The sequence below is a fragment of the Micromonospora sp. NPDC005305 genome (genome assembly GCF_040607315.1).
Lineage (GTDB): Bacteria > Actinomycetota > Actinomycetes > Mycobacteriales > Micromonosporaceae > Micromonospora.
In genome coordinates this window covers 45,433-65,843 of record NZ_JBEXGL010000001.1, presented here as the reverse complement: position 1 = coordinate 65,843, position 20,411 = coordinate 45,433, and the positions used below count along the sequence as shown (strand labels likewise).

The 20,411-nt window shown below is 73.4% G+C and carries 19 protein-coding genes; 9 read left to right on the top strand and 10 right to left on the bottom strand.

Translation table 11 applies throughout. The annotated features are described in order from the left end of the window. The first annotated feature begins 87 nt into the window (after positions 1-87). Both ABZS80_RS00335 and ABZS80_RS00330 read left to right on the top strand, forming a co-directional pair. Positions 88-1,059: an acyl-CoA desaturase gene (locus tag ABZS80_RS00335; RefSeq protein ID WP_355053730.1), complete on the top strand. Its 972-nt coding sequence runs from the start codon at positions 88-90 to the stop codon at positions 1,057-1,059. Between the two features lie 41 nt (positions 1,060-1,100). Continuing rightward, complete coding sequence (locus tag ABZS80_RS00330) at positions 1,101-1,784, top strand: TetR/AcrR family transcriptional regulator (RefSeq protein ID WP_151463185.1); 684 nt, start codon at positions 1,101-1,103, stop codon at positions 1,782-1,784. Positions 1,785-1,790: 6 nt separating this feature from the next. Here the strand turns inward: ABZS80_RS00330 and ABZS80_RS00325 are convergent, their stop codons facing one another. The 4 genes from ABZS80_RS00325 to ABZS80_RS00310 all read right to left on the bottom strand — a co-directional run bounded on the left by ABZS80_RS00325 (position 1,791) and on the right by ABZS80_RS00310 (position 5,830). Then, entirely contained in the window at positions 1,791-2,264 is a 474-nt protein-coding gene (locus ABZS80_RS00325) for a DUF4383 domain-containing protein (RefSeq protein WP_355053729.1), read from the bottom strand. A 116-nt stretch (positions 2,265-2,380) separates the two neighbouring features. Continuing rightward, positions 2,381-2,836, bottom strand: coding sequence for a DUF4383 domain-containing protein (locus tag ABZS80_RS00320; protein ID WP_151463183.1), 456 nt, complete (start codon positions 2,834-2,836; stop codon positions 2,381-2,383). Positions 2,837-2,930: 94 nt separating this feature from the next. Beyond that, positions 2,931-4,730, bottom strand: coding sequence for an ABC-F family ATP-binding cassette domain-containing protein (locus ABZS80_RS00315; RefSeq protein ID WP_355053728.1), 1,800 nt, complete (start codon positions 4,728-4,730; stop codon positions 2,931-2,933). A gap of 134 nt (positions 4,731-4,864) precedes the next feature. After that, complete coding sequence (locus ABZS80_RS00310) at positions 4,865-5,830, bottom strand: helix-turn-helix domain-containing protein (RefSeq protein WP_355053727.1); 966 nt, start codon at positions 5,828-5,830, stop codon at positions 4,865-4,867. A 55-nt stretch (positions 5,831-5,885) separates the two neighbouring features. Between ABZS80_RS00310 and ABZS80_RS00305 the strand changes: the two genes are divergently transcribed. Then, the gene (locus tag ABZS80_RS00305) at positions 5,886-6,863 is read left to right on the top strand and encodes an NADP-dependent oxidoreductase (protein ID WP_355053726.1); all 978 of its coding nucleotides are present in this window, start codon (positions 5,886-5,888) and stop codon (positions 6,861-6,863) included. Positions 6,864-6,936: 73 nt separating this feature from the next. Here the strand turns inward: ABZS80_RS00305 and ABZS80_RS00300 are convergent, their stop codons facing one another. The 3 genes from ABZS80_RS00300 to ABZS80_RS00290 form a co-directional block, all read right to left on the bottom strand. Continuing rightward, the gene (locus ABZS80_RS00300; protein WP_355053725.1) at positions 6,937-7,890 is read right to left on the bottom strand and encodes a 4-(cytidine 5'-diphospho)-2-C-methyl-D-erythritol kinase; all 954 of its coding nucleotides are present in this window, start codon (positions 7,888-7,890) and stop codon (positions 6,937-6,939) included. An 84-nt stretch (positions 7,891-7,974) separates the two neighbouring features. Continuing rightward, positions 7,975-8,844 (bottom strand): 16S rRNA (adenine(1518)-N(6)/adenine(1519)-N(6))-dimethyltransferase RsmA, encoded by an 870-nt coding sequence (gene rsmA / locus ABZS80_RS00295; RefSeq protein ID WP_355053724.1) that lies wholly within the window; start codon positions 8,842-8,844, stop codon positions 7,975-7,977. A 13-nt stretch (positions 8,845-8,857) separates the two neighbouring features. Further along, complete coding sequence (locus ABZS80_RS00290) at positions 8,858-9,754, bottom strand: TatD family hydrolase (RefSeq protein ID WP_355053723.1); 897 nt, start codon at positions 9,752-9,754, stop codon at positions 8,858-8,860. Between the two features lie 82 nt (positions 9,755-9,836). Here ABZS80_RS00290 and ABZS80_RS00285 point away from each other — a divergent pair, with 82 nt between their 5' ends. Together ABZS80_RS00285 and ABZS80_RS00280 are read left to right on the top strand one after the other, a co-directional pair. Then, positions 9,837-11,075 (top strand): hypothetical protein, encoded by a 1,239-nt coding sequence (locus ABZS80_RS00285; RefSeq protein ID WP_355053722.1) that lies wholly within the window; start codon positions 9,837-9,839, stop codon positions 11,073-11,075. Positions 11,076-11,135: 60 nt separating this feature from the next. Continuing rightward, a complete protein-coding gene (locus tag ABZS80_RS00280) occupies positions 11,136-11,987 on the top strand; it encodes an alpha/beta hydrolase (RefSeq protein ID WP_355053721.1) in 852 nt (283 codons plus the stop codon). Positions 11,988-12,045: 58 nt separating this feature from the next. On the opposite strand, the gene metG is transcribed toward ABZS80_RS00280, so the two are convergent. Continuing rightward, the gene (gene metG / locus ABZS80_RS00275; protein ID WP_355053720.1) at positions 12,046-13,848 is read right to left on the bottom strand and encodes a methionine--tRNA ligase; all 1,803 of its coding nucleotides are present in this window, start codon (positions 13,846-13,848) and stop codon (positions 12,046-12,048) included. 138 nt (positions 13,849-13,986) lie between these two features. Here metG and ABZS80_RS00270 point away from each other — a divergent pair, with 138 nt between their 5' ends. After that, positions 13,987-14,850, top strand: a complete 864-nt coding sequence (locus tag ABZS80_RS00270; protein WP_355053719.1) for a hypothetical protein — start codon at positions 13,987-13,989, stop codon at positions 14,848-14,850. 56 nt (positions 14,851-14,906) lie between these two features. Here the strand turns inward: ABZS80_RS00270 and rsmI are convergent, their stop codons facing one another. Beyond that, positions 14,907-15,755, bottom strand: a complete 849-nt coding sequence (rsmI, locus tag ABZS80_RS00265) for a 16S rRNA (cytidine(1402)-2'-O)-methyltransferase (RefSeq protein ID WP_355053718.1) — start codon at positions 15,753-15,755, stop codon at positions 14,907-14,909. Between the two features lie 83 nt (positions 15,756-15,838). Between rsmI and ABZS80_RS00260 the strand changes: the two genes are divergently transcribed. The 3 genes from ABZS80_RS00260 (at position 15,839) to ABZS80_RS00250 (ending at position 19,995) form a co-directional block, all read left to right on the top strand. Next, the gene (locus tag ABZS80_RS00260) at positions 15,839-17,539 is read left to right on the top strand and encodes a phospholipid carrier-dependent glycosyltransferase (RefSeq protein WP_355053717.1); all 1,701 of its coding nucleotides are present in this window, start codon (positions 15,839-15,841) and stop codon (positions 17,537-17,539) included. A gap of 396 nt (positions 17,540-17,935) precedes the next feature. Next, the gene (locus ABZS80_RS00255; protein ID WP_355053716.1) at positions 17,936-19,216 is read left to right on the top strand and encodes a VWA domain-containing protein; all 1,281 of its coding nucleotides are present in this window, start codon (positions 17,936-17,938) and stop codon (positions 19,214-19,216) included. A gap of 2 nt (positions 19,217-19,218) precedes the next feature. Beyond that, a complete protein-coding gene (locus tag ABZS80_RS00250) occupies positions 19,219-19,995 on the top strand; it encodes a peptidase (protein ID WP_355053715.1) in 777 nt (258 codons plus the stop codon). A 54-nt stretch (positions 19,996-20,049) separates the two neighbouring features. Here the strand turns inward: ABZS80_RS00250 and ABZS80_RS00245 are convergent, their stop codons facing one another. Further along, complete coding sequence (locus ABZS80_RS00245) at positions 20,050-20,268, bottom strand: hypothetical protein (RefSeq protein WP_355053714.1); 219 nt, start codon at positions 20,266-20,268, stop codon at positions 20,050-20,052. Positions 20,269-20,411 lie beyond the last annotated feature (143 nt).

Here is a 20,411-nt window from a genome sequence, read left to right as displayed (position 1 = left end):
GGCATCGACGGAGTGACGTGTCCGCTGCGATCAAGCTCGCTCCTGGTTACGGTGACGTAGGCGTAGCCCGTACGACTGGGAGGTGCCATGTCGACCACCCTGACCGGCCCGGACAGCGGCCCGAAGCCACTCACCCAGGGCCACCAGTCACCCGGCATCCTGATCGCCCTGTGGGTCTTCGTGGTCGTTCCGTTCCTCGCGCTGCTGGCCGCCGTGCCGGTGGCCTGGGGCGGTTGGCTGGGCTGGACCGACGTGCTGGTGGCCGGGTTCTGGTACGTGCTGTCCGGCTTCGGCATCACGGTCGGCTACCACCGCTACTTCACCCACGGCTCGTTCAAGGCGAAACCGTGGCTGCGGGCCACCTTGGCGGTGGCGGGTTCGTTCGCGGTGCAGGGCGAGATCATCCAGTGGGTGGCCGATCACCGGCGGCATCACGCGTTCTCCGACCAGGAGGGCGACCCGCACTCGCCGTGGCGGTTCGGGGAGAGCATCGGCGGGCTGACGAAGGGGCTGTTCCACGCGCACGTCGGCTGGCTGTTCAACCGGGAGTTGTCGAACCGGGCGAGGTTCGCCCCGGACCTGCTCGCCGATCCGATCACCCGCCGCGTCGACCGGTTGTTCCCGGTGCTGGTGGTGGTCTCGGTGCTCGGGCCGGCGGCGATGGGCGGGCTGCTCACCGGGTCGTGGCAGGGCGCGCTGACGGCGTTCTTCTGGGGTGGGCTGGTCCGGATCGCGCTGCTGCACCACGTCACCTGGTCGATCAACTCGGTGTGCCACGTCTACGGTGAGCGGCCGTTCGCGGTGCGGCAGGGCGACCGGGCGTCGAACTTCTGGCCGCTGGCGTTGCTGTCGTTCGGGGAGAGCTGGCACAACCTGCACCATGCCGAGCCGACGAGCGCGCGGCACGGGGTGCTGCGCGGGCAGGTCGATCCGTCGGCGCGGGTGATCTGGCTGCTGGAGAAGGTCGGTGCGGCCTGGTCGGTGCGGTGGCCGAAACCGGAGCGGATCACGGCGAAGCTGGTGGAGCCGGGGCGGGTGCGCGGCCGGCCGGCGCGGTAACCGGTCGATCGACGCGGGTGGGGTTTGGCAGGATGGGCCGGGTGACCGACGTTCCCGGCAGCGACGCCAGCTCCGCCCGGCGGCGGGCCGTCCCGGCGGCGAAGCCTTCCCGGGTACGGATGTCCGCGACCCAGCGGCGCGAGCAGTTGATCTCGATCGCCCGGCAGATCTTCGCCGAACGCGGGTTCGACGCCACCTCGATCGAGGAGGTGTCGGCCCGGGCGAAGATCTCGAAGCCGGTGGTCTACGAGCACTTCGGCGGCAAGGAGGGGCTCTACGCCGTGGTGGTGGACCGGGAGGTCCGCTCGCTGCTGGACCGGATCTCCACGGCGTTGACGGCGGGGCATCCGCGGGAGTTGCTGGAGCAGGCGGCGTTGACCCTGCTGACGTACATCGAGGAGGAGACGAGCGGGTTCCGGGTGCTGGTCCGGGAGTCGCCGTTGATGTCGGCGACGGGCAACTTCAGCAGCGTGATGAACGACGTGGCGCACCAGGTGGAGCACATCCTGGGCGCGGAGTTCTCCAGCCGGGGCTACGACCCGAAGCTGGCGGAGCTCTACTCGCAGGCGCTGGTGGGCATGGTGGCGTTGACCGGGCGCTGGTGGTTGGAGGTGCGCAAGCCGCGGAAGGAGACGGTGGCGGCGCACCTGGTGAACCTGGCCTGGAACGGCCTGTCGCACCTGGAGGCGAAGCCGGGTCTGATCACCGTCCGCAAGCGGGGTTGAGCCGGCTCAGCGGTGGGCATCGGCGACGGGGTGTTCGCGGCGGCGCCGCTCGTCGGCGGCGTGCTGGTCCGTGCCGACCTTGTCGTAGAGGCCGGTGGCGAGCAGGATCAGCCCGAACACCAGCGAGACGAGGACGGTGGACATCGAGAAGTTGAGGAAGTTCGCCGACGTCTGCAGCACGGCCATCATGAGAATGCCGGTGACCAGGAAGACCGCCCCGGCGGTCAGGTTCATGTAGTGGCCGAGGTTGTCGCGGCGGGACGCGCCGATCAGCAGGAAGGCGCCGAACACCACGGAGACCAGGGCAAACGCCAGGTTGGTGCGGAGGCCGAGGGCCGTGGTGTCCTCCCGGCTGAAGAGGCTGTCGCCCCAGGTCTCGAAGACCCCCCAGACGCCGAAGACCAGGATGTAGAGGCCGATCAGCCCGGACAGCACCCGGTAGAGCGGCCGTGCGGGGTGGTTCACCGGGAAATGCGCCATGGGAGCCTCCGGTCCGCTGACTGGTTTGGCCCAATTGTCCCCCGAGCCGCCCGCTCCCGTCCCCGAAAAACGCCGAAGGCCCGGCGCGCGCCGGGCCTTCGGGGGGTGTTCGCGGGTCAGAGCACCAGCCGGGCCTTCTGCCAGGCCTCGTGCTCGTCGTCGGTGCCGACCTTGCCGTACATGCCGACCATCAGGAGCACCAGCGAGAGGGTGAGCACCACGATGTCGGTCATGATCGAGAAGTTGAAGATGTTGGCGTCGGTGTGGAGGAACGCCAGCTCGGCCAGGCCGAGGACCATCAGGGCGTAGGCCAGCCACTGGTTGATCGCCACGTCGAGGTTGCGGCCGATCGCGGTGCCGACCAGGATCGCGGCGCCGAGCAGGATGGCGAGCATCGAGAGGCCGAGGTTGGTGCCCTGGCCGAGGACCTTGGTGTCGTCCTGGGCGAGGACCTCGTTGCCGGCGCTGGCGATGATGCCGAGCACGCCGAAGACGACGAAGTACAGACCAACGAGCCCGCCGATCGCCCGGTAGACAGGCCGCGCGGGGTGGTTGACGGGGGTGTGGGCCATCTGTGCGTCTCCAAGACCGAACGGAAGAGGGGTCGCCTGCGATTGTCCCGCACGGCCGTCAGTGACGCCGCACACCCCCCACCCCCGGTCGGGGTCAGCCGGCCGGCAGCTCCTCGGCGAGGGCCAGCCAGGCCTCCTCGGTGCGGTCCCGCTCGGCGCGGACCTCCTTGAGCTGGGCGTCCAGCTCGGCGACCTTGGCGTAGTCGGTGGCGTTCGCGGCGAGCCGCTCGTGCAGCGTCGCCTCCTTCTGTTCGAGCTTGGCGATCTGCCGTTCCAGCCGGCTGAGCTCCTTCTTGGCGGTGCGTACCTCGGCGGCCGACAGGCCCTCCCGGGCCGGGGCGGCCGTGGCCGGGGTGAGGTCCGCGGGCGCGGGGCCGCCGTGGGCGGCGGCGCGGGCCAGGTACTCGTCGACGCCCCCGGGCAGGTGCACCAGCCGGCCGTCGCCGAACATCCCGTACGCGACGTCGGTGACCCGCTCGATCAGGTAGCGGTCGTGGCTGGCCACGACGATCGTGCCGGGCCAGGAGTCGAGCAGGTCCTCCAGCGCGGCGAGAGTGTCGGTGTCCAGGTCGTTGGTGGGCTCGTCGAGGAGGAGCACGTTGGGCTCGCCGGCGAGCAGCCGCAGCATCTGGAGCCGGCGGCGCTCGCCGCCGGAGAGGTCGCTGACCGGGGTCCAGAGCCGCCGGTCGTCGAAGCCGAAGACCTCGGCGAGCTGCGCGGCGCTGATCTCCCGGTCGCCGAGCTGCACCCGCCGGGCCACCTCCTCGACGGCTTCGAGGACGCGCAGGTGGCCGGGGAGTTCGGCGAGTTCCTGGGAGAGGAATGCGGGGCGTACGGTCTGCCCGGTGGCGAACCGCCCGCCGTCGGGGCGGGTCACACCGGCGAGCATCCGCAGCAGGGTGGTCTTGCCGGCGCCGTTGCGGCCGAGGATGGCGACGCGGTCGCCGGGGCCGACCTGCCAGGTGGTGTCGTGCAGGATCTCCTTCGGCCCGGCGTGCAGGGTGACCTGGTCGAGGTCGTACACCTGCTTGCCGAGCCGGGCGGTGGCGAGCCGTTGCAGCGACATGGTGTCGCGCGGTTCCGGCACGTCGGCGATGAGCGCGTTGGCGGCGTCGATCCGGAACTTCGGCTTGGAGGTGCGGGCCGGCGCGCCGCGGCGCAGCCAGGCGATCTCCTTGCGGAGCAGGTTCTGCCGGCGGGCCTCGGTGGCGGCGGCGACGCGCTGCCGCTCGACGCGGGCCAGGGTCCAGGCGGCGAAGCCGCCCTCGTAGGCCCGGACGGCCTGGTCGGCGACCTCCCAGGTGGTGGTGCAGACGGCGTCCAGGAACCAGCGGTCGTGGGTGACCACGACGAGCGCGCCCTTGCGGGTGACGAGGTGCCGGGCCAGCCAGTCGACGCCGCCGACGTCGAGGTGGTTGGTGGGCTCGTCGAGGATGAGCAGGTCGGCGTCGCGGACCAGCAGGGCGGCGAGCGCGACGCGGCGGCGTTCGCCGCCGGACATCGTCCCGACCGCCGCGTCGAGGCCGAGGTGGGGCATGCCCAGGCCGTCGAGGATGGCCCGGACGCCGGCGTCGCCGGCCCACTCGTGCTCGGCGCCCATGCTCTCGCCGAGCCAGGCGGTGCCGAGCACCACGTCCCGGACGGTGGCCTCGGGGGCCAGGTCCAGGTTCTGCGGCAGCCAGGAGACCCGCAGGTCACGGCGGTGGGTGACGCGGCCGTCGTCGGGTTCCTCCTGCTTGGTGAGCAGGCGCAGCAGGGTGGACTTGCCGGCGCCGTTGAGGCCGACCACGCCGACCCGGTCGGCGTCGTCCAAGCCGAGCGAGACGTCGGTGAGCAGCGGCCCGGCGGCGCCGTACCCCTTGGACACCCGGTCCAGGTTGACGATGTTGGCCACGAACTCACCTACCTCCCATGATCAAGGCGTCCCGGTGCCGGCGGGCACCTGGGGACGCCTGAAACCTCAAGGGTACGCGCACGCTCGGTCAGCTGATCCGCGCGCCGGCCACCGGGGCGTGCGCGGTGCGGGCCTCACTCGTCGACGCCGCCCCGCAGCAACCGCTCAGCCAGCTCGGTCCGGGCGTAGAGCACCATCCGGCCGGCCCGGACCCGGTTGACCAGGCCCGCGCGCAGCAGCACACCGAGGTGCTGGGAGACCGCGCTCGGAGTGACGCTGAGCCGCCGCGCAAGATCGCTGGTCGAGGTCGGTGCCTCGATCGCGGCCAGCAGACCCGCCCGGGCGGCGCCGATCAGATCGACGACCGCCCCGGCCGGCCGGGGCGGCGAGGTCTCCCAGAGGGTGGCTGTGCCCCGCGCGGGATAAGCCACCGTCGGCGGTCGCGACGGGCTGACCGGGCTGACCGCCTGCGGCAGGAACAGGGCCGGCACCAGCCAGAGCCCTCGGCCGGCGACCGAAACGTCGTAGTGCAGCGCGTGGCCGACGTGCAGCCGGAACTCGCCGCCGGCGAACCGGGCACGGCGATCCAGTTCGGCGAGCACCGCCGCGGCACCGGCCCGGGCGAGCAGCCGGGCCCGGTACAGCAGGTCGGCCTCCAGCAAAGCGCGCATGCGCGGCCAGTGCGGCTCGATCGCGAGGTGCCAGTAGAACCGGAGCGCCTCCGCGATGACGGGGGGTTCCACGACCGGCGGCAGTGGATGCCGACCGTAGACGGTGCGAAAGTCGGCCACCGCCGACGAGGTGGGCGTCTCCTGCACCCGCCGCAGCTCTTCGGCGAAGTCAGGAAGCGGCGTTTCCGGCCGCGGGGTCAGAAAGTCCGGCAGCCAGCCGCGGGCGGGTCCGAGCAACCCGTCGAGGGGCGCGAGCCGGTCTCGTGGAGCCTCGGCGAGCGCCGCCCGGGTCCGCCGGATCCAGGGCAGATGCAGGACGTACCGTTCCGGCCAGCGAAGCGCCCAGAGGCTGGTGACCGTCTCCAGCAGCGGCGAATACGCGAACCGCGTGCCGGCGAGGTCGTCGACACCGAGCCGGTAAGTGATCATTAAGCAATATGCTAAAACTCTGGCGGCCCCCGGGCGCCTGGGATGGGCTCACCGCATGTCTCTCGTCGTACACCAGGTTGCCCGTCCGCTCGGAGCGCCCACCTCCGACCAGTTCGCCTACCTCGAGGTACCCACGCCCGTGCCCGCCACCGGCGAGGCGCTGGTGCAGAACCTCTACCTCTCGGTCGACCCGTACATGCGGGAAGCCATGGACGAGGACGAGCTGGGGACGCCCATGGAAGGCAGGTCCATCGGGCGGGTCGTGCGTTCCTCCGCTCCCGGCCTGGACGTCGGCCACCTGGTCTTCCACCGCCAGGGCTGGCGCAGCCACGCCATCGTGACCCCGTCGGACGTCCGGGTCCTTCCCGAGGTGCCGGGCGTTCCGCTCAGCGCGTACCTGGGGGTCCTCGGCGGGACCGGGCTCTCGGCGTACGTGGGACTGACCCGGGTCGCCCGCCTTCAGCCTGGCGAGGCGGTCTTCGTCTCGGCGGCGGCCGGCGCGGTCGGCGGCGCGGTCGGCCAGTTCGCCCGTCAGCTCGGGGCGGGACGGATCATCGGCAGCACCGGAACCGCGGCCAAGGCCGCGCACCTGGTGAGCAACCTGGGATTCGACGCCGCGGTCGACTACTCGGCGGGGGACCTGGCCGCTCGGTTGGCCGCCACGGCACCCGGCGGAATCGATGTCTACTTCGACAACGTCGGTGGAAGCCACCTGGAGGCAGCCATCGACGTGTTACGCGACCATGGCCGGATCGCCTGGTGCGGGGCGGTGGCCCAGTACAACGCGCCAACCGCACCGGCCGCCCCGCGCAACCTCTTCGCCATCGTCGCCAAGCGGCTACGACTGGAGGGGTTCCTGGTCCGGGACTACCAGCACCTGCAATCGGAGCTGGAGACGTTCGTCGTACCGCGCCTGCGCGACGGACGGATCGTGGTGGACGAGACGGTCGTCGATGGCCTCACGAACATGGTCGACGCCTTCCTGTCGATGTTGAGTGGCGGAAACATCGGCAAGATGCTCGTCCGGCTCTGACTGCCGCACTGCCACCGGACCGGTCGACGCTCCGGTGATACGCGACGGTGCGGCCGTGGTGCGCCAACGGGGATCAGATGGTCCGTGCGCCGGCCACCGGCCCGTGCGCGGTGCGCGCCTCTCGGCAGACGCCCGCAGCCTCCATTTCGGCGGCGATCCGGCCGGCGTCGGCCTCGTCCCGAGCGAGGAAGACGCAGGTCGGGCCGGAGCCGGAGACGAGGCCGGCGAGCGCGCCGGCCGCCTCCCCCGCCTTGAGCGTCTCGGCCAGCGACGGGCGCATGGTCAGCGCGGCGGCCTGGAGGTCGTTGCCGAGGGCGGCGGCGAGCACCCGCGGGTCGCGCTGGCGCAGCGCGCCCAGCAGGGTGTCGGTGCTGCCCAGCGGCTCCCCGGCGGTGCCGGCGTCGCGGAGCCGGTCCAGCTCCCGGTAGGCGGCCGGGGTGGAGAGGCCGCCGTCGGCGAGGGCCACCACCCAGTGCCAGGAGGTGGGGCGGGCCAGCACGGGGCTGACCGCCTCGCCCCGCCCGGTGCCCAGCGCGGTGCCGCCGTAGATCAGGAACGGCACGTCGGAGCCGAGGTCGGCGGCGATCCCGGCCAGCTCGTCGCGGGACAGCCCGGTGCCCCAGAGCGCGTCGCAGGCGACCAGCGCGGCGGCCGCGTCGGCGCTGCCGCCGGCCAGCCCGCCGGCGAGCGGGATCTGCTTGCGCAGGTGCAGCCGGGCGTGCGGCAGGACGCCCGCGTAGCCGGCGAGGGCGTGGGCGGCCCGGATCACCAGGTTGGAGTCGTCCAGGGCCAGTTCGCCGGCGCCCTCGCCCTCCATGGTGAGGGTCAGGGTGTCGCCGCGGCGGGCGGTCAGCTCGTCGTAGATGGAGATGGCGTGGTAGACGGTGTTCAGCTCGTGGTAGCCGTCCCGGCGCAGCGGCCCCACCCCGAGGTGCAGGTTGACCTTGGCCGGCACCCGCACCTTCACCGGGCCGCTGGCCCCGCGCCGCTGCCCGTCCTCGTCGTCCGGTCGCCAGGCCTCGGTCACGGGACGATGTCCCGCGGGCGCAGGCGGATGTCGAACGGCTTCTGCACGGTCAGCTCCTCGGGCGGGGTCGGCAACGGCGCCAGCCTACTGGGCGCCCGCGGAAGCGGCCGGGGCCGACGCGGCGATGGCGGCGAACTGCTCCACGGTGAGTGACTCGCCGCGTGCGCCGGGGTCGACGCCGGCGGCGGTGAGCGCCGCCGCGGCCCGGTCCGCACCGCCGGCCCAGCCCGCGAGCGCGGCGCGCAGGGTCTTGCGGCGCTGCGCGAACGCCGCGTCGACCACCGCGAAGACGGCCGCCCGGGGTACGTCGGTGCGGGGCGGGTCGCGCCGGGTGAAGGCGACCAGCCCGGAGTCGACGTTCGGCACCGGCCAGAAGACGTTCGGCGGGACCTTGCCGGCGGCCCGGGAGCGGGCGTACCAGGCGAGTTTCACCGACGGGATGCCGTACACCTTGGAACCGGGACCGGCGACGAGCCGGTCGGCGACCTCCTTCTGCACCATCACGAGGCCGTGGCGCAGGGTGGGCAGCTCGGCGAGCAGGTGCAGCACCACCGGCACGGCGACGTTGTACGGCAGGTTCGCCACCAGCGCGGTCGGCGCCGGGTCGGCCAGTTCGGCGGCGGTGACCCGCAGCGCGTCGGCGGGGTGCACGGTGAGCCGGGCGGCGTCCGGGCCGGCGAACCGGGCGGCGGTCTCCGGCAGCGCGGCGGCCAGGGCCGGGTCGAGTTCGACGGCGTGCACGTGCGCGGCCACCGGGAGCAGGGCCAGGGTGAGCGAGCCGAGGCCGGGGCCGACCTCCAGCGCCACGTCGTCCGGGGCGAGCCCGGCGGTGGTGACGATCCGGCGGACCGTGTTCGGGTCGTGCACGAAGTTCTGGCCGAGCTTCTTGGTCGGCGTCACGCCGAGCCGCGCGGCGAGCTCCCGGATCTCCGCCGGGCCGAGGAGACCGGTCACGCCGGGCATCCTTTCACCACGGCCCGAAGGCGCGCTCGCCGGTCGCGGAGATCGCCGCGCACAGCTCGTCGAGGTCGGTCCCCGTGGTCTCGGCCAGGAACCGGACGGTCAGCGGGATCAGGTACGAGGCGTTCGGCCGCCCCCGGTGCGGCATGGGAGTGAGGTACGGCGCGTCGGTCTCCACGAGCAGCTGCCCGGGCGGGGTGACCGCGGCGGCCTCGCGCAGGGCGGTGGCGCTGCCGAAGGTGACCGTGCCGGCGAAGCTGAGCAGGTAGCCGCGGCGGACGCACTCGCGGGCGAAGTCGGCGTCGCCGGAGAAGCAGTGCAGCACCACGGTGTCCGGCGCGCCCTCGTCGTCGAGGATCCGCAGCACGTCGGCGTGCGCGTCGCGGTCGTGGATGACCAGCGCCTTGCCGTGCCGCTTGGCGATGGCGATGTGCGCCCGGAAGCTCTCCTCCTGCGCGGCCCGCCCCTCGTCGCCGGTGCGGAAGAAGTCCATCCCGGTCTCGCCGATGCCGCGGACCCTGCTCCGGCCGGCGAGGGCCTCGATCTCGCGCAGCGCCTCGTCCAGGTCGGCCAGGCGGGGCGCCTCGTTCGGGTGCAGGGCCACGGTGGCCAGCACCGCGCCGTAGCGCTCGGCGACGTCGGCGCCCCACCGGGAGGACTCGACGTCCACGCCCACCTGCACGAGCCGGTCCACGCCGACGCCGGCGGCCACCGCGACGGCCGCCGCCACCGGGTCGTCGGCCGGGCCGCCGGGTACACCGGCCTCGCTGACCGTGATGTCGAGGTGGGTATGGCTGTCCAGCACGGGCACCGCGAGCGGCTCCGGGGCGGGCGGGAACTCACCGGCCCGGCGGGCGGCACGCTGCTTGCGGGTTTCGGTCTGCTCGCTCATCGCGGCCAGCATCACACACCGCCGCGCGCCGGCGTTTCCGGACCGCCACCGACTGTTCACGTGCACCACATCTGCCGCGCCTACGGTGCGGTGCGTGACCGTCACACCTCAGGCCGGCGAGGCCGCCCCCGAGCGGACCGGGCTGCGCGTGACGTACGACGGCCGCGTCCACCCGGCGGAGGAGATCGCCCGGGGCGCGGCGTACGAGCTGTTCAGCGCCGAGGAGGCGCCCGGGTTCGAGTGGGCGCCCCGGCCCGGGGTGCCGTACCCGTGGCGGAGGTTCGTGCACGTCACCGAGGTGAGCGCGGTGCACGGGGCGGCCGAGCCGACGGAGGACCTGGACCCGCCGCTGCTCATGCCGCTGCACCGGGAGCACGGCTGGGCGTACCTGCACCAGCTCAGCCAGCAGCCGGGTGCGGCGGCCGACCCGACCCTCGCGGCGGTGCGCGGCTCGGCGATGATCCGGCCGGGCACCCGGATGGTGAAGGTGCTCTCCGCCCGCCAGCTCGCCGGCTACGTGCGGGGCTGGCTGCCGCACGGCTTCTGCCACCGGGAGCACGACGTGGCGCACCTGCGCACCCCGGCGGGGATGGCGGTGCTGCGGGGCGACTCGGAGGGCGGCGACGTGGCGTACGCGCTGCGCTGGCGCGCCACCGACCCGGCGGACTACGACGTGCCGGTCGGTCCGGCGCACCAGGGGCTGACGGCACTGCCGCCGCGGGACCGGCTCGGGCCGGCGGTGCTGGGCACCGGGTTCGTGCCGAGCAACGCCCAGCTCGTCCCGGAGTTCGTCACCCGCGACTTCGCCGACCTGCCGATGCCGGCGAACGCCACCCTGCTCGCCTACCCGGCGGAGGGGGTGGAGGTGGTGCTCTACACCTACCAGGCGGAGCAGCGGGGCTGGCTGCGCATGGTCGGCCCGCAGTGGCGGCACCTGCTCGCCGCGGTGCCCGGCCTCTCCCCCGACCAGGAGTACGTGCCGACCGGCGACGCGCCCCGCTCCACCCAGCTCGTCGGCGGGTACGGCGGCGTCGAGTACGAGGCGGTGGCCGACCAGCCCGGTGGGTTCCGCGTGCTGGCCATGACCCGGGCGGCCCGTTACCCGGTGGAGTCGGCGGCCCGCCGGCTGCGCTACGCCGCCTGGCGCGGGGTGCCCTGCCTGGTGCTCCGGGAGGAGGCGGGCTGGCTGCGGCTGCGGCTGTGCCGGCCGGATCCGGACGCGGTGGCCACGACCGGGGCGCAGTGCCACGAGCGAGGCGTCTACGAGACGTGGGCGCCGGGCGGCGAGCTGACCGACGACCGGGTGGTGGATCTGCCGTACCGGACGGCATAAGCGGGAGCGGGCCGGGAAAGCGCGGGCGTCCGAGACGCACGCAAGGGGAGAGAACCCGACATGCCTTTCGTCACCGTCGGTACGGAGAATTCCGCACCCATCGACCTCTACTACGAGGATCACGGCTCCGGCCAGCCGATCGTCCTGATCCACGGGTTCCCGTTCAACGGGGCGACCTGGGAGAAGATGGCCAACCCGCTGCTCGCGGCCGGCTACCGGGTGATCACGTACGACCGGCGCGGATTCGGCAACTCCGCCCAACCGGCGTTCGGCTACGACTACAACACCTTCGCGGCCGACCTCGACATGCTGATGACCGAGCTGGACCTGCGCAACGCGATCCTGATCGGGCACTCGATGGGCACCGGCGAGGTGACCCGCTACCTGGGCGCGTACGGGTCGGACCGGGTCGACCGGGCGGTGCTGATGGCGCCGTTGGCGCCGTTCCTGCTGAAGACGGCCGACAATCCCGAAGGCGTCGACCAGAGCCTGTTCGACGGGTTCAAGGCGGCCATCATCCAGGACCGGTTCGCCTACCTGACCCAGTTCTGCGACGCGTTCTTCAACTACAGCGAGAACAAGGGCAAGTGGGTCAGCGAGGAGGCGTACCGGGCGCACTGGGAGATCGGCGCGCGGGCGTCGGCGAAGGGCACCCACGACAGCGTGGACGCCTGGCTGACGGACTTCCGGGGCGACCTGCCGAACATCACCATCCCGGTGCTGATCATCCAGGGCGACAAGGACAACGTGCTGCCGTACCCGGTGACGGGCCAGCGGTTGCAGAACATGCTGTCCGACTGCCGGATGGTCACCCTGCAAGGGGCGCCGCACGGCACGCCGTGGACGCACCCCACCGAGGTCAACAAGGCGATCATGGAGTTCATCGGCAAACCGCAGATGGCCCGCGCCTGAGCCGGCGACGGCACGCGGCCCCGGGGTTTCCCCGGGGCCGCGTCGTGCGTCGGTCGGCTCAGCCGGCCAGCCGGGCCAGCTCCTCGTCGACGATCGACGGGTCGAGCTTGCGGAACACCGGCTTGGGCGCCGCGAGCGGCCGGCCCGCCTCCAGGGGTACGGACTCCCAGCGCGCCCCGACCGTGTAGTCGCCGGTCAGCACCGGGTACCCGGGTCCGCCGTCGAGGTCCTCGACCTCCTCGATCACCGGCATGGGCGCGTGCACCCCGGTGCCGCCGAGCAGCTCGTGGATCTGCTGCGCGGAGTGCGGCAGGAACGGGGTGAGCAGCGTGTTGGCGTCGCTCACGACCTGGAGGGCGACGTGCAGGATGGTGCCCATCCGGGGCTTGTCGTCGGAGCCCTTGAGCTTCCAGGGCGCCTGCTCGGACAGGTACTTGTTGGCCTCGGCGACGACCTTCATGGCCTCGCCGATGGCCTGCTTCTGCCGGTGCCGGGCGATCAGGTCACCGACGGTGCCGAAGCCGGCCCTGGCGGTGTCCAGCAGGGCCCGGTCGGCCTCGGTGAGCCCGGCGGCGTCGACCGGCGGGATCGCGCCGAAGTTCTTCGCCGCCATCGAGATGGACCGGTTGACCAGGTTGCCCCAGCCGGCGACCAGCTCGTCGTTGTTGCGGCGGAGGAACTCGGCCCAGGTGAAGTCCGTGTCGTTGCTCTCCGGGCCGGCCACCGCGATGAAGTAGCGCAGCGCGTCGGCGTCGTACCGCGCCAGGAAGTCGCGGACGTAGATGACGACCTTGCGGGAGGACGAGAACTTCCGCCCCTCCATGGTCAGGTATTCGCTGGAGACCACCTCGGTGGGCAGGTTGAGCCGGCCCAGCCGGCCGGGCTCGCCGTCCCGGGAGCCCTCGCCGGAGTAGCCGCCGAGCAGCGCCGGCCAGATCACCGAGTGGAAGACGATGTTGTCCTTGCCCATGAAGTAGTAGCCGCGGGCGTCCTTACCTTCCCCGTCGGCGGACCACCACTTCCGCCAGGCCTCCGGGTCGCCGGTGCGGCGGGCCCACTCGATGGAGGCGGACAGGTAGCCGATCACCGCGTCGAACCAGACGTAGATCCGCTTGTCGGGCCGGTCGCGCCAGCCGTCGAGCGGGATCGGCACGCCCCACTCCAGGTCGCGGGTGATGGCCCGGGGCTGGAGGTCGTCGAGCAGGTTGCGGGAGAAGCGCAGCACGTTGGGGCGCCAGCCCTCCCGGCTGTCCAGCCACTGCCGCAGCGCGTCGGCCAGGGCCGGCAGGTCCAGGAAGAAGTGCTCGGTCTCCACGAACTCCGGCGTCTCGCCGTTGATCTTCGACTTGGGGTTGATCAGGTCGATCGGGTCGAGCTGGTTGCCGCAGTTGTCGCACTGGTCACCGCGGGCGCTGTCGTAGCCGCAGATCGGGCAGGTGCCCTCGATGTAGCGGTCGGGCAGGGTCCGGCCGGTGGACGGGGAGATCGCCCCGGTGGTGACCTTGGGGACGATGTAGCCGTTGCGGTGGAGCCCCTCGAACAACTCCTGCACCACCGCGTAGTGGTTGCGGGTGGTGGTCCGGGTGAACAGGTCGTACGACAGGCCCAGCGCCCGCAGGTCCTCGGCGATCACCCGGTTGTAGCGGTCGGCCAGCTCGCGGGGGGTGACTCCCTCGGCGTCGGCCTGCACCTGGATCGGGGTGCCGTGCTCGTCGGTGCCGGAGACCATGAGCACGTCGTGACCGGCCATCCGCATGTACCGGGCGAAGACGTCGGAGGGAACGCCGAATCCGGATACGTGGCCGATGTGGCGCGGGCCGTTGGCGTAGGGCCAGGCGACCGCGGCGAGAACGTGACTCATGAGCGCCAAGCCTAGTGATTGCCGCGGGACACCGGCGAACCAATAGGGCGCGTCCCACGCGCCGGCCCCCGCCGTACGCCCGATTTGTCGCCGACACGCGGTCTGAGCTGCCCGGCGACCCCGGCTTGCCGGTGTGAAATGAACGGCGTGACCAGCAGACCAGCGGCGCCCGGGCCGGGCGGGCCCTCCTCCGCGCCCGCGGCCGAGGAGGCCGCGCGGCGGATCCCGGCGCGCGGCACGGTGGCTCCCCAGCCCCGGCTGGACCCGGCGGACCCGCCCGTCGAGGTGGAACCGACCACCGGGGCGCCGGTGGACGCCGTCCCCCGCCGGGTGCCGGTCCGGCAGCCGCGCTGGCACCGGCGGTCCGCTCCGGCCGACGGCGGGGCCGCCTGGGCGCCGATCGAGGAGGTGCACTGGGACGGCACCCCGCTGCGGGAGGAGCCGCGCCGCCGGCGCACCCGGTGGCCGCTCCGGCGGTCGGCGGCCCGGCGCGACCGCCGTCCGGCGCGTCCCCCGGACCCGGTCACCGGCCTGTCCGTGCTGCTGTCGCTGAGCCTGCTGGCGGCGTTCTTCGCCTGGGTGAGCGCCGGGCCGTTCTGGCTGGCTGTGGGGCACGGCACGAGCGGCACCGCTGTGATCACCGATTGCAGCGGCGGCGGGCTGACCCAGCGCTGCCGGGGGCTCTTCCTGGCCGACGGCGAGCGCTTCCTGGCCCACGGCGTGCGGGTCAGCGGGGTGCCGGCCGACCGCAGCGCCACCGGCTCGGTGCTGCCCGCCCGGATGACCGGACCGGCCGCCGGCACCGCCTACGCGGACGCCGGCGCCGGCCGGCACCTGCGCTGGCTGCTCGGGCTGCTCCTGGTGGCCGGCTGCGCCGCCGGGATCGCCCGCTGGACCGGCGCCACCCGGCTGCCGGACCCCCGGCACCGCCGCTGGGCGGTGGGCGTGGCGCTGGCCGGCCCGCTGCTGATCACCGTCGGTTTCCTGGGCTGGGCCTGGTAGCCGCGTTAGGAGGGGACCCCTCCTATACCGGAGGCGTTAACAGGGGGCCCTTCCTTTCAGCTGTGCACGACCGTGTAGACCTCGCGGCGGCGCAGGCCGTACTCCGTCGCCACCTCCGTGACGGCGTCGCGGCGGGACAGCCCGGCCGCCTCCCGCGCGGCCACCGCGGCGCGCAGCGTGTCGTCGTCCGGCCGGACGGCGGCGGCCGGCGGCGCCCCCGCCACGACCAGGGTGATCTCGCCGCGCGGATCGCCCGCCGCGGCCCACTCGGCCAGCTCGCCGAGCGGCCGGCGGACCACTTCCTCGTACGTCTTCGTCAGCTCGCGGCACAGTGCGGCGGGCCGGTCCGGGCCGAACGCCTCGGCCAGGTCGGCCAGCGCTCCGGCGATCCGGTGCGGCGCCTCGAAGAGCACCAGGGTGCGCTCCTCGGCGGCGAGCGCGCGCAGCCGGGACCGGCGGGCGCCGGGCGTGCGGGGCAGGAAGCCCTCGAAGCAGAACCGGTCGCACGGCAGCCCGGACAGCGCCAGGGCGGTGGTCACGGCGCTCGGCCCGGGGGCCGCGGTGACCGGGACACCGGCGTCCAGGGCGGCCCGGACCAGCCGGTAGCCGGGGTCGGAGACGCTGGGCATCCCGCCGTCGGTGACCAGCGCGACGGTGTAGCCGGCGGCGAGGACGTCGACCAGTTCCGGGGTGCGCCGCTCCTCGTTGCCCTCGAAGTAGGAGACGATCCGGCCCGGCACGGTGACCGCCAGGTCGCGGGCCAACCGGGTGAGCCGCCGGGTGTCCTCGGCGGCGACCACGTCGGCGGCGGCGAGCACCTCGCGGAACCGGGCGGACGCGTCGGCCGGGTTGCCCAGCGGCGCACCGAGCAGCACCAGGCGGCCAACCTCGGACATTTCACCCACGACGTGCGCTCCTTCATCGACGGCCGTACCAATCTCGGAGACGACGGGCGCCACCGGGCACCTTCGCAGCCTACGATCGCCGGGTGACGAGTGCGTCGACAGCACAGAGCGCGAACGCGGGCGGGTCCGCCGTCGAGCCGACCAGCGCCGACCAGGCCACCGGCCCCGCCACGAGTGGCGGCGGCGGCCGGCTCCCGTCCGTCGTCCGGCGACGGCTCGACACCGTCGACGCCCGCCTCGACCGGGGCCGTGCCTGGCTGGCCACCGGGGTGGTGGTGGCGATCGCGGCCATCCTGCGGTTCGTCGGGCTGAGCGGCCCCAACGGGAAGATCTTCGACGAGATCTACTACGCGCGTGACGCGTACGGGCTGATCGACCGCGGCGTCGAGTGGAACTACAAGGACAACGCCCCGTCGTACGTGGTACATCCGCCGCTGGGCAAGTGGCTCATCGGCCTGGGCGAGTGGGCCTTCGGCTACCAGGACGCCGAGACGAAGATTTCCGTGCCGGGGCACCTGCTCACCACCGCCCCCGAGTTCGGCTGGCGGTTCGCGGCGGCCGTCGCCGGCACCCTGTCGGTGCTGCTGCTGGTGCGGATCGGCCGGCGGATGTTCCGCTCCACCACGCTGGGCTGCGCGGCCGGGCTGCTGCTGGCCCTGGACGGCTTCCACTTCGTGCTCTCCCGCACCGCGCTGCTCGACATCTTCCTGCTGCTGTTCGTGCTGGCCGCGTTCGGCGCGCTGGTGCTGGACCGGGACGCCCGGCGGCGGCGCTGGACCCGGGCCCTGGAGGCGGGGCTCGACCCGACGCTGCCGGGGCGGGCGGGCCGGCCGCCGTCGACCTGGCGGGACTGGCCGTGGTGGCGGCTGGCCGCCGGCGTCCTGCTCGGTTGCGCCTGCGCGGTGAAGTGGAGCGGCCTCTACTTCGTCCCGGCCTTCGCGCTGCTCGTGCTCCTCTGGGAGGTCGGGGTGCGCCGCTCGGCCGGGGTCCGCCGCCCGTGGCGTGACGCCCTGCTGGACGAGCTGCCCTGGCTGCTGGCGGCCGGCGCGCTGATGGTCGTCACCTACGTGCTCACCTGGTCGGGCTGGCTGCTCGGCGACGAGGGCTACTACCGCCTGGCCAGCCGCTATCCGAACACCCCGGGGCTGAGCGACACCCCGGTCATCGGCCCGCTGATCAACCTGTGGGAATACCACAAGGCCGCCTACGGCTTCCACACCCAGCTCGACGACCCGCACAAGTACCAGTCCTGGCCGTGGCAGTGGCTGCTGCTCGGCCGGCCGGTCGCCTTCTACTGGTCCGGCGACGGCAACTGCGGAGCGCCGAGCTGCGCCTCGGAGATCCTGCTGCTGGGCACTCCGCTGCTGTGGTGGTCGTTCCTGCCGGCGCTGGCGGCGACGGTCTGGCTCGGGCTGGCCCGGCGCGACTGGCGGGCCGGCGCCATCCTGCTCAGCGTCGCCGCCGGCCTGCTCCCCTGGTTCTGGTTCGCGCTCGACGGCCGCACGATGTTCTCCTTCTACGCCGCGCCGGCGGTGCCGTTCCTGGTGCTCGCCGTGGTCTACGTGCTCGGCGCGATCGTCTCGCCCGCCCCGGCCGCCGGCACGGCGGCGCCGCCGAGCGCCGAGGCGACCGCCGACCGCCGCCTGGTCGGCGGGATCATCGCGGGCGCGTACGTACTGCTGGTCGGCCTCTGTTTCGGCTACTTCTACCCGATCTTCGTGGGCCGGCTGATGGCCTACGCGGACTGGTCCGCCCGGATGTGGTTGGACGGTCGCTGGATCTGACCGGCGCGGCCCGGCGGGGGCACCCGCCGGGCCGGAAAACCGGTTGCGATCAAGGGACCGTCCGCCGTCGGCGGGTTCGGGTACGAAAAAGCGCGCCCCGATCGCCTGCCACGGGGGAAGCGGGCGATTGGGGCGCGCAAGACAGAGCTTAACCACAGTGCGGCAGTGGCACAACGGGTCGACCCTGGTCAGATTTCCGACGAATGCGCCACCCCACAAAAGGTTTACATCGGGCAACTCACGGTGCGTCACCCTGCGGAAACGTCACGAATTCCCTACCATCCGCCGGCGCGGGCGGCCACGCCGCAACTCCTGATCATGCCACCTGTCGCATCGATCGAGCTTGATCAGGCGACCCGGATGATCTTCCACAGTGGATCTCACTACACTTCGCCCGTGATCAACAAGAGACGATCGGCGGCCGTCCTGATCGGACTTCTGACGGCGACCGCGCTGATCGGTCCGCCGCCCGCCGCGGCCGACGACGAGACCCCCGAACCTCCCGCCGAGCCGCCCAAGGTCGAACTGGTCCTGGACGTCAGCGGCTCGATGCGGGCCCGGGACATCGACGGGCGCAGCCGGATCTCGGTGGCCCAGCAGGCGTTCAACGAGGTGGTCGACGCGCTGCCGGACGAGACCCAGCTCGGCATCCGGGTCCTCGGCGCCACCTACCGGGGCGAGGACAAGAAGCAGGGCTGCCGGGACACCCAGCAGATCGTGCCCGTCGGCCCGGTGGACCGTACGCAGGCCAAGGCGGCCGTCGCCACGCTGCGCCCGACCGGCTTCACCCCGGTCGGGCTCGCGCTCCGCTCCGCCGCGCAGGACCTGGGCACCGGCAGCACCGCCCGCCGGATCGTGCTGATCACCGACGGCGAGGACACCTGCGCGCCGCCCGACCCCTGCCAGGTGGCCCGCGAGCTGGCCGCCCAGGGCACCAGGCTGGTGGTCGACACGCTGGGCCTGGCCCCCGACGAGAAGGTCCGCCGGCAGCTGCTCTGCATCGCCGGGGCGACCGGTGGCACGTACACCGCGGCGCAGAGCGCCGACGAGCTGACCGGGCGGATCAAGCAGCTGGTGGACCGGGCCCGGGACACGTACACGGCCACCCCGACCGTGGTCGGCGGGTCGGCCGGGTGCGACGGCGCGCCGCTGCTCGCCCCCGGCGTCTACAGCGACCGGGAGGCGTTCGCCGAGCACCGCTGGTACCGGGTGCCAATGCGTCCCGGTCAGGAGCTGCGCGCCTCGGTGAGCGTCGCGCTGGACCGGCCGGTGAACCCGGACTACGGCGTGCTGCTGCGGGCCACCACTCCGGACGGGCGGGAACTGGTCCGGGGCGTCGACGCCGGCAGCGGGCGTACCGACGTCGTCTCGGCCGGGCTGCGCTGGTCGGCCGCCGAGGAGGAGAGCCCCGAGCCCGCCCCGACCGGGACGCAGCCGGCGCGGACCGTATGCCTGGTGGTCAGCAACTCGTTCGCACCGCGACCCGGCACCCAGGTCACCCCGGGCATGCCGGTGGAGCTGACCGTGGACGTGGTCGCCGCGTCCCCCGCACCGGACGGGCCGGATCTCGGCCGCGGCTGGGCGCTGCTGCTCCTGCTCACCCTGGCCGGGCTGGTCACCGGGCTGGTCGCCGGGCTACTCACCCGCTGGTGGGTGGCCACCTGGAGGGAGAACTGAGGATGCGTACCCTGATCCGCTCCGCGGCGGCGTTGGCCGCCGCCGGGCTGACCCTCACCCCCACGGCCGCCGGTGCGGCGCCGACCCCGTCGCCCGGCGCGGCCACCGTCACCAAGGCCGGCACCTCGTTCCTCACCGCCACGACCATCACCCCCGGCCAGCCGGTCCGGGTGAGCGCCTCCACCGGCGACCACCTCTACTGGTCGTTCCGCGCCGAGGCCGGCGAGGTCCACGAGGTCACGGCGACGGTCTCCTTCGGCGGCAGGGCGCGCACCGGCCCATCCACCTGGACCGTCGACGTCTTCGACGGGCTGCGCCGCCGCCAGGCGTGCACGGCCGGCGCGCAGACCCCGACCGCCGCGGCGACCGCGACCGCCGTGACCCTCGGGTGCACGCTGCGCCGGGTCCGGCCCTGGGCGGAGCCGTGGTCCGGCGACCCGCTGCCCGGCACCTACTACCTCCGGCTCTCGGTCAGCGACCTGCCCGAGCCCGACCTCGGCCTGCCGGTCGAGGTGGACCTGCTGGTCGGCGCGGACACCGGGGGCGGCGGGTCCGGCGACGACGGGGAGCTGGCGGCGCCACTGGTGGCGAACACCAGGGCCGGCACGGTGCTCACCGGGGAGCCGGCCCCGGAACCGGTCGCCGAGGAGGACGCCGGCCTCACCGACTGGCTCCCGGAGCCCGGCTCGCGCTGGGTGTGGACCGGCGCGGGCGGCGTGCTCGCCGCCGTGGCGGGCGTGGTGGGCTTCGCGCTCACCCGGCGACCCCGCCGACCCTGAGCCCGCGACCGGTGGCCGCCGCGTCGGGTTCGGGGCGGCCACCGGAAGCGGGGGTCAGAGGGTACGCGGGCCGCGCGGCACCCAGCCGATGAACCGGTCCTGGAGCGTGGAGTCCGCAGCGGTGCGAAGGTCCTGCGTGGCGGCCGCCAGGCAGGAGCCGAGATAGACGCTCAACGAGGCGCGGTCCACCTGGTACTCGTTCAGCAGTTGCCCGCGTTTCGTGACACAGGGCCAGTCCTCGCCGCAGGAACCGCAGGTCCAGTCGGGGGTCACGGGGGCGTGCTCGCCCGGTCGTGATTCCGACGCCTTCGCACCAGGCGTCATCGGCCGTTCCTCTCGTGATTGAACATGTGTGTGTGGACGGTGCCTCCCCGCAACGACCCAACAGCGCTCCGGAACGCACCGGCGTTACAGGG

What these genes read in the sequence shown, in the direction of transcription:
- ABZS80_RS00290 (WP_355053723.1), bottom strand. Translation starts at nt 9,754, where the DNA reads ATGCTGGCCGCGATGAGCGAGCAGACCGAAACCCGCAAGCAGCGTGCC.
- ABZS80_RS00305 (WP_355053726.1), top strand. Translation starts at nt 5,886, where the DNA reads ATGTCTCTCGTCGTACACCAGGTTGCCCGTCCGCTCGGAGCGCCCACC.
- ABZS80_RS00270 (WP_355053719.1), top strand. Translation starts at nt 13,987, where the DNA reads ATGAACGGCGTGACCAGCAGACCAGCGGCGCCCGGGCCGGGCGGGCCC.
- metG (WP_355053720.1), bottom strand. Translation starts at nt 13,848, where the DNA reads ATGAGTCACGTTCTCGCCGCGGTCGCCTGGCCCTACGCCAACGGCCCG.
- ABZS80_RS00335 (WP_355053730.1), top strand. Translation starts at nt 88, where the DNA reads ATGTCGACCACCCTGACCGGCCCGGACAGCGGCCCGAAGCCACTCACC.
- ABZS80_RS00325 (WP_355053729.1), bottom strand. Translation starts at nt 2,264, where the DNA reads ATGGCGCATTTCCCGGTGAACCACCCCGCACGGCCGCTCTACCGGGTG.
- ABZS80_RS00320 (WP_151463183.1), bottom strand. Translation starts at nt 2,836, where the DNA reads ATGGCCCACACCCCCGTCAACCACCCCGCGCGGCCTGTCTACCGGGCG.
- ABZS80_RS00310 (WP_355053727.1), bottom strand. Translation starts at nt 5,830, where the DNA reads ATGATCACTTACCGGCTCGGTGTCGACGACCTCGCCGGCACGCGGTTC.
- ABZS80_RS00280 (WP_355053721.1), top strand. Translation starts at nt 11,136, where the DNA reads ATGCCTTTCGTCACCGTCGGTACGGAGAATTCCGCACCCATCGACCTC.
- ABZS80_RS00250 (WP_355053715.1), top strand. Translation starts at nt 19,219, where the DNA reads ATGCGTACCCTGATCCGCTCCGCGGCGGCGTTGGCCGCCGCCGGGCTG.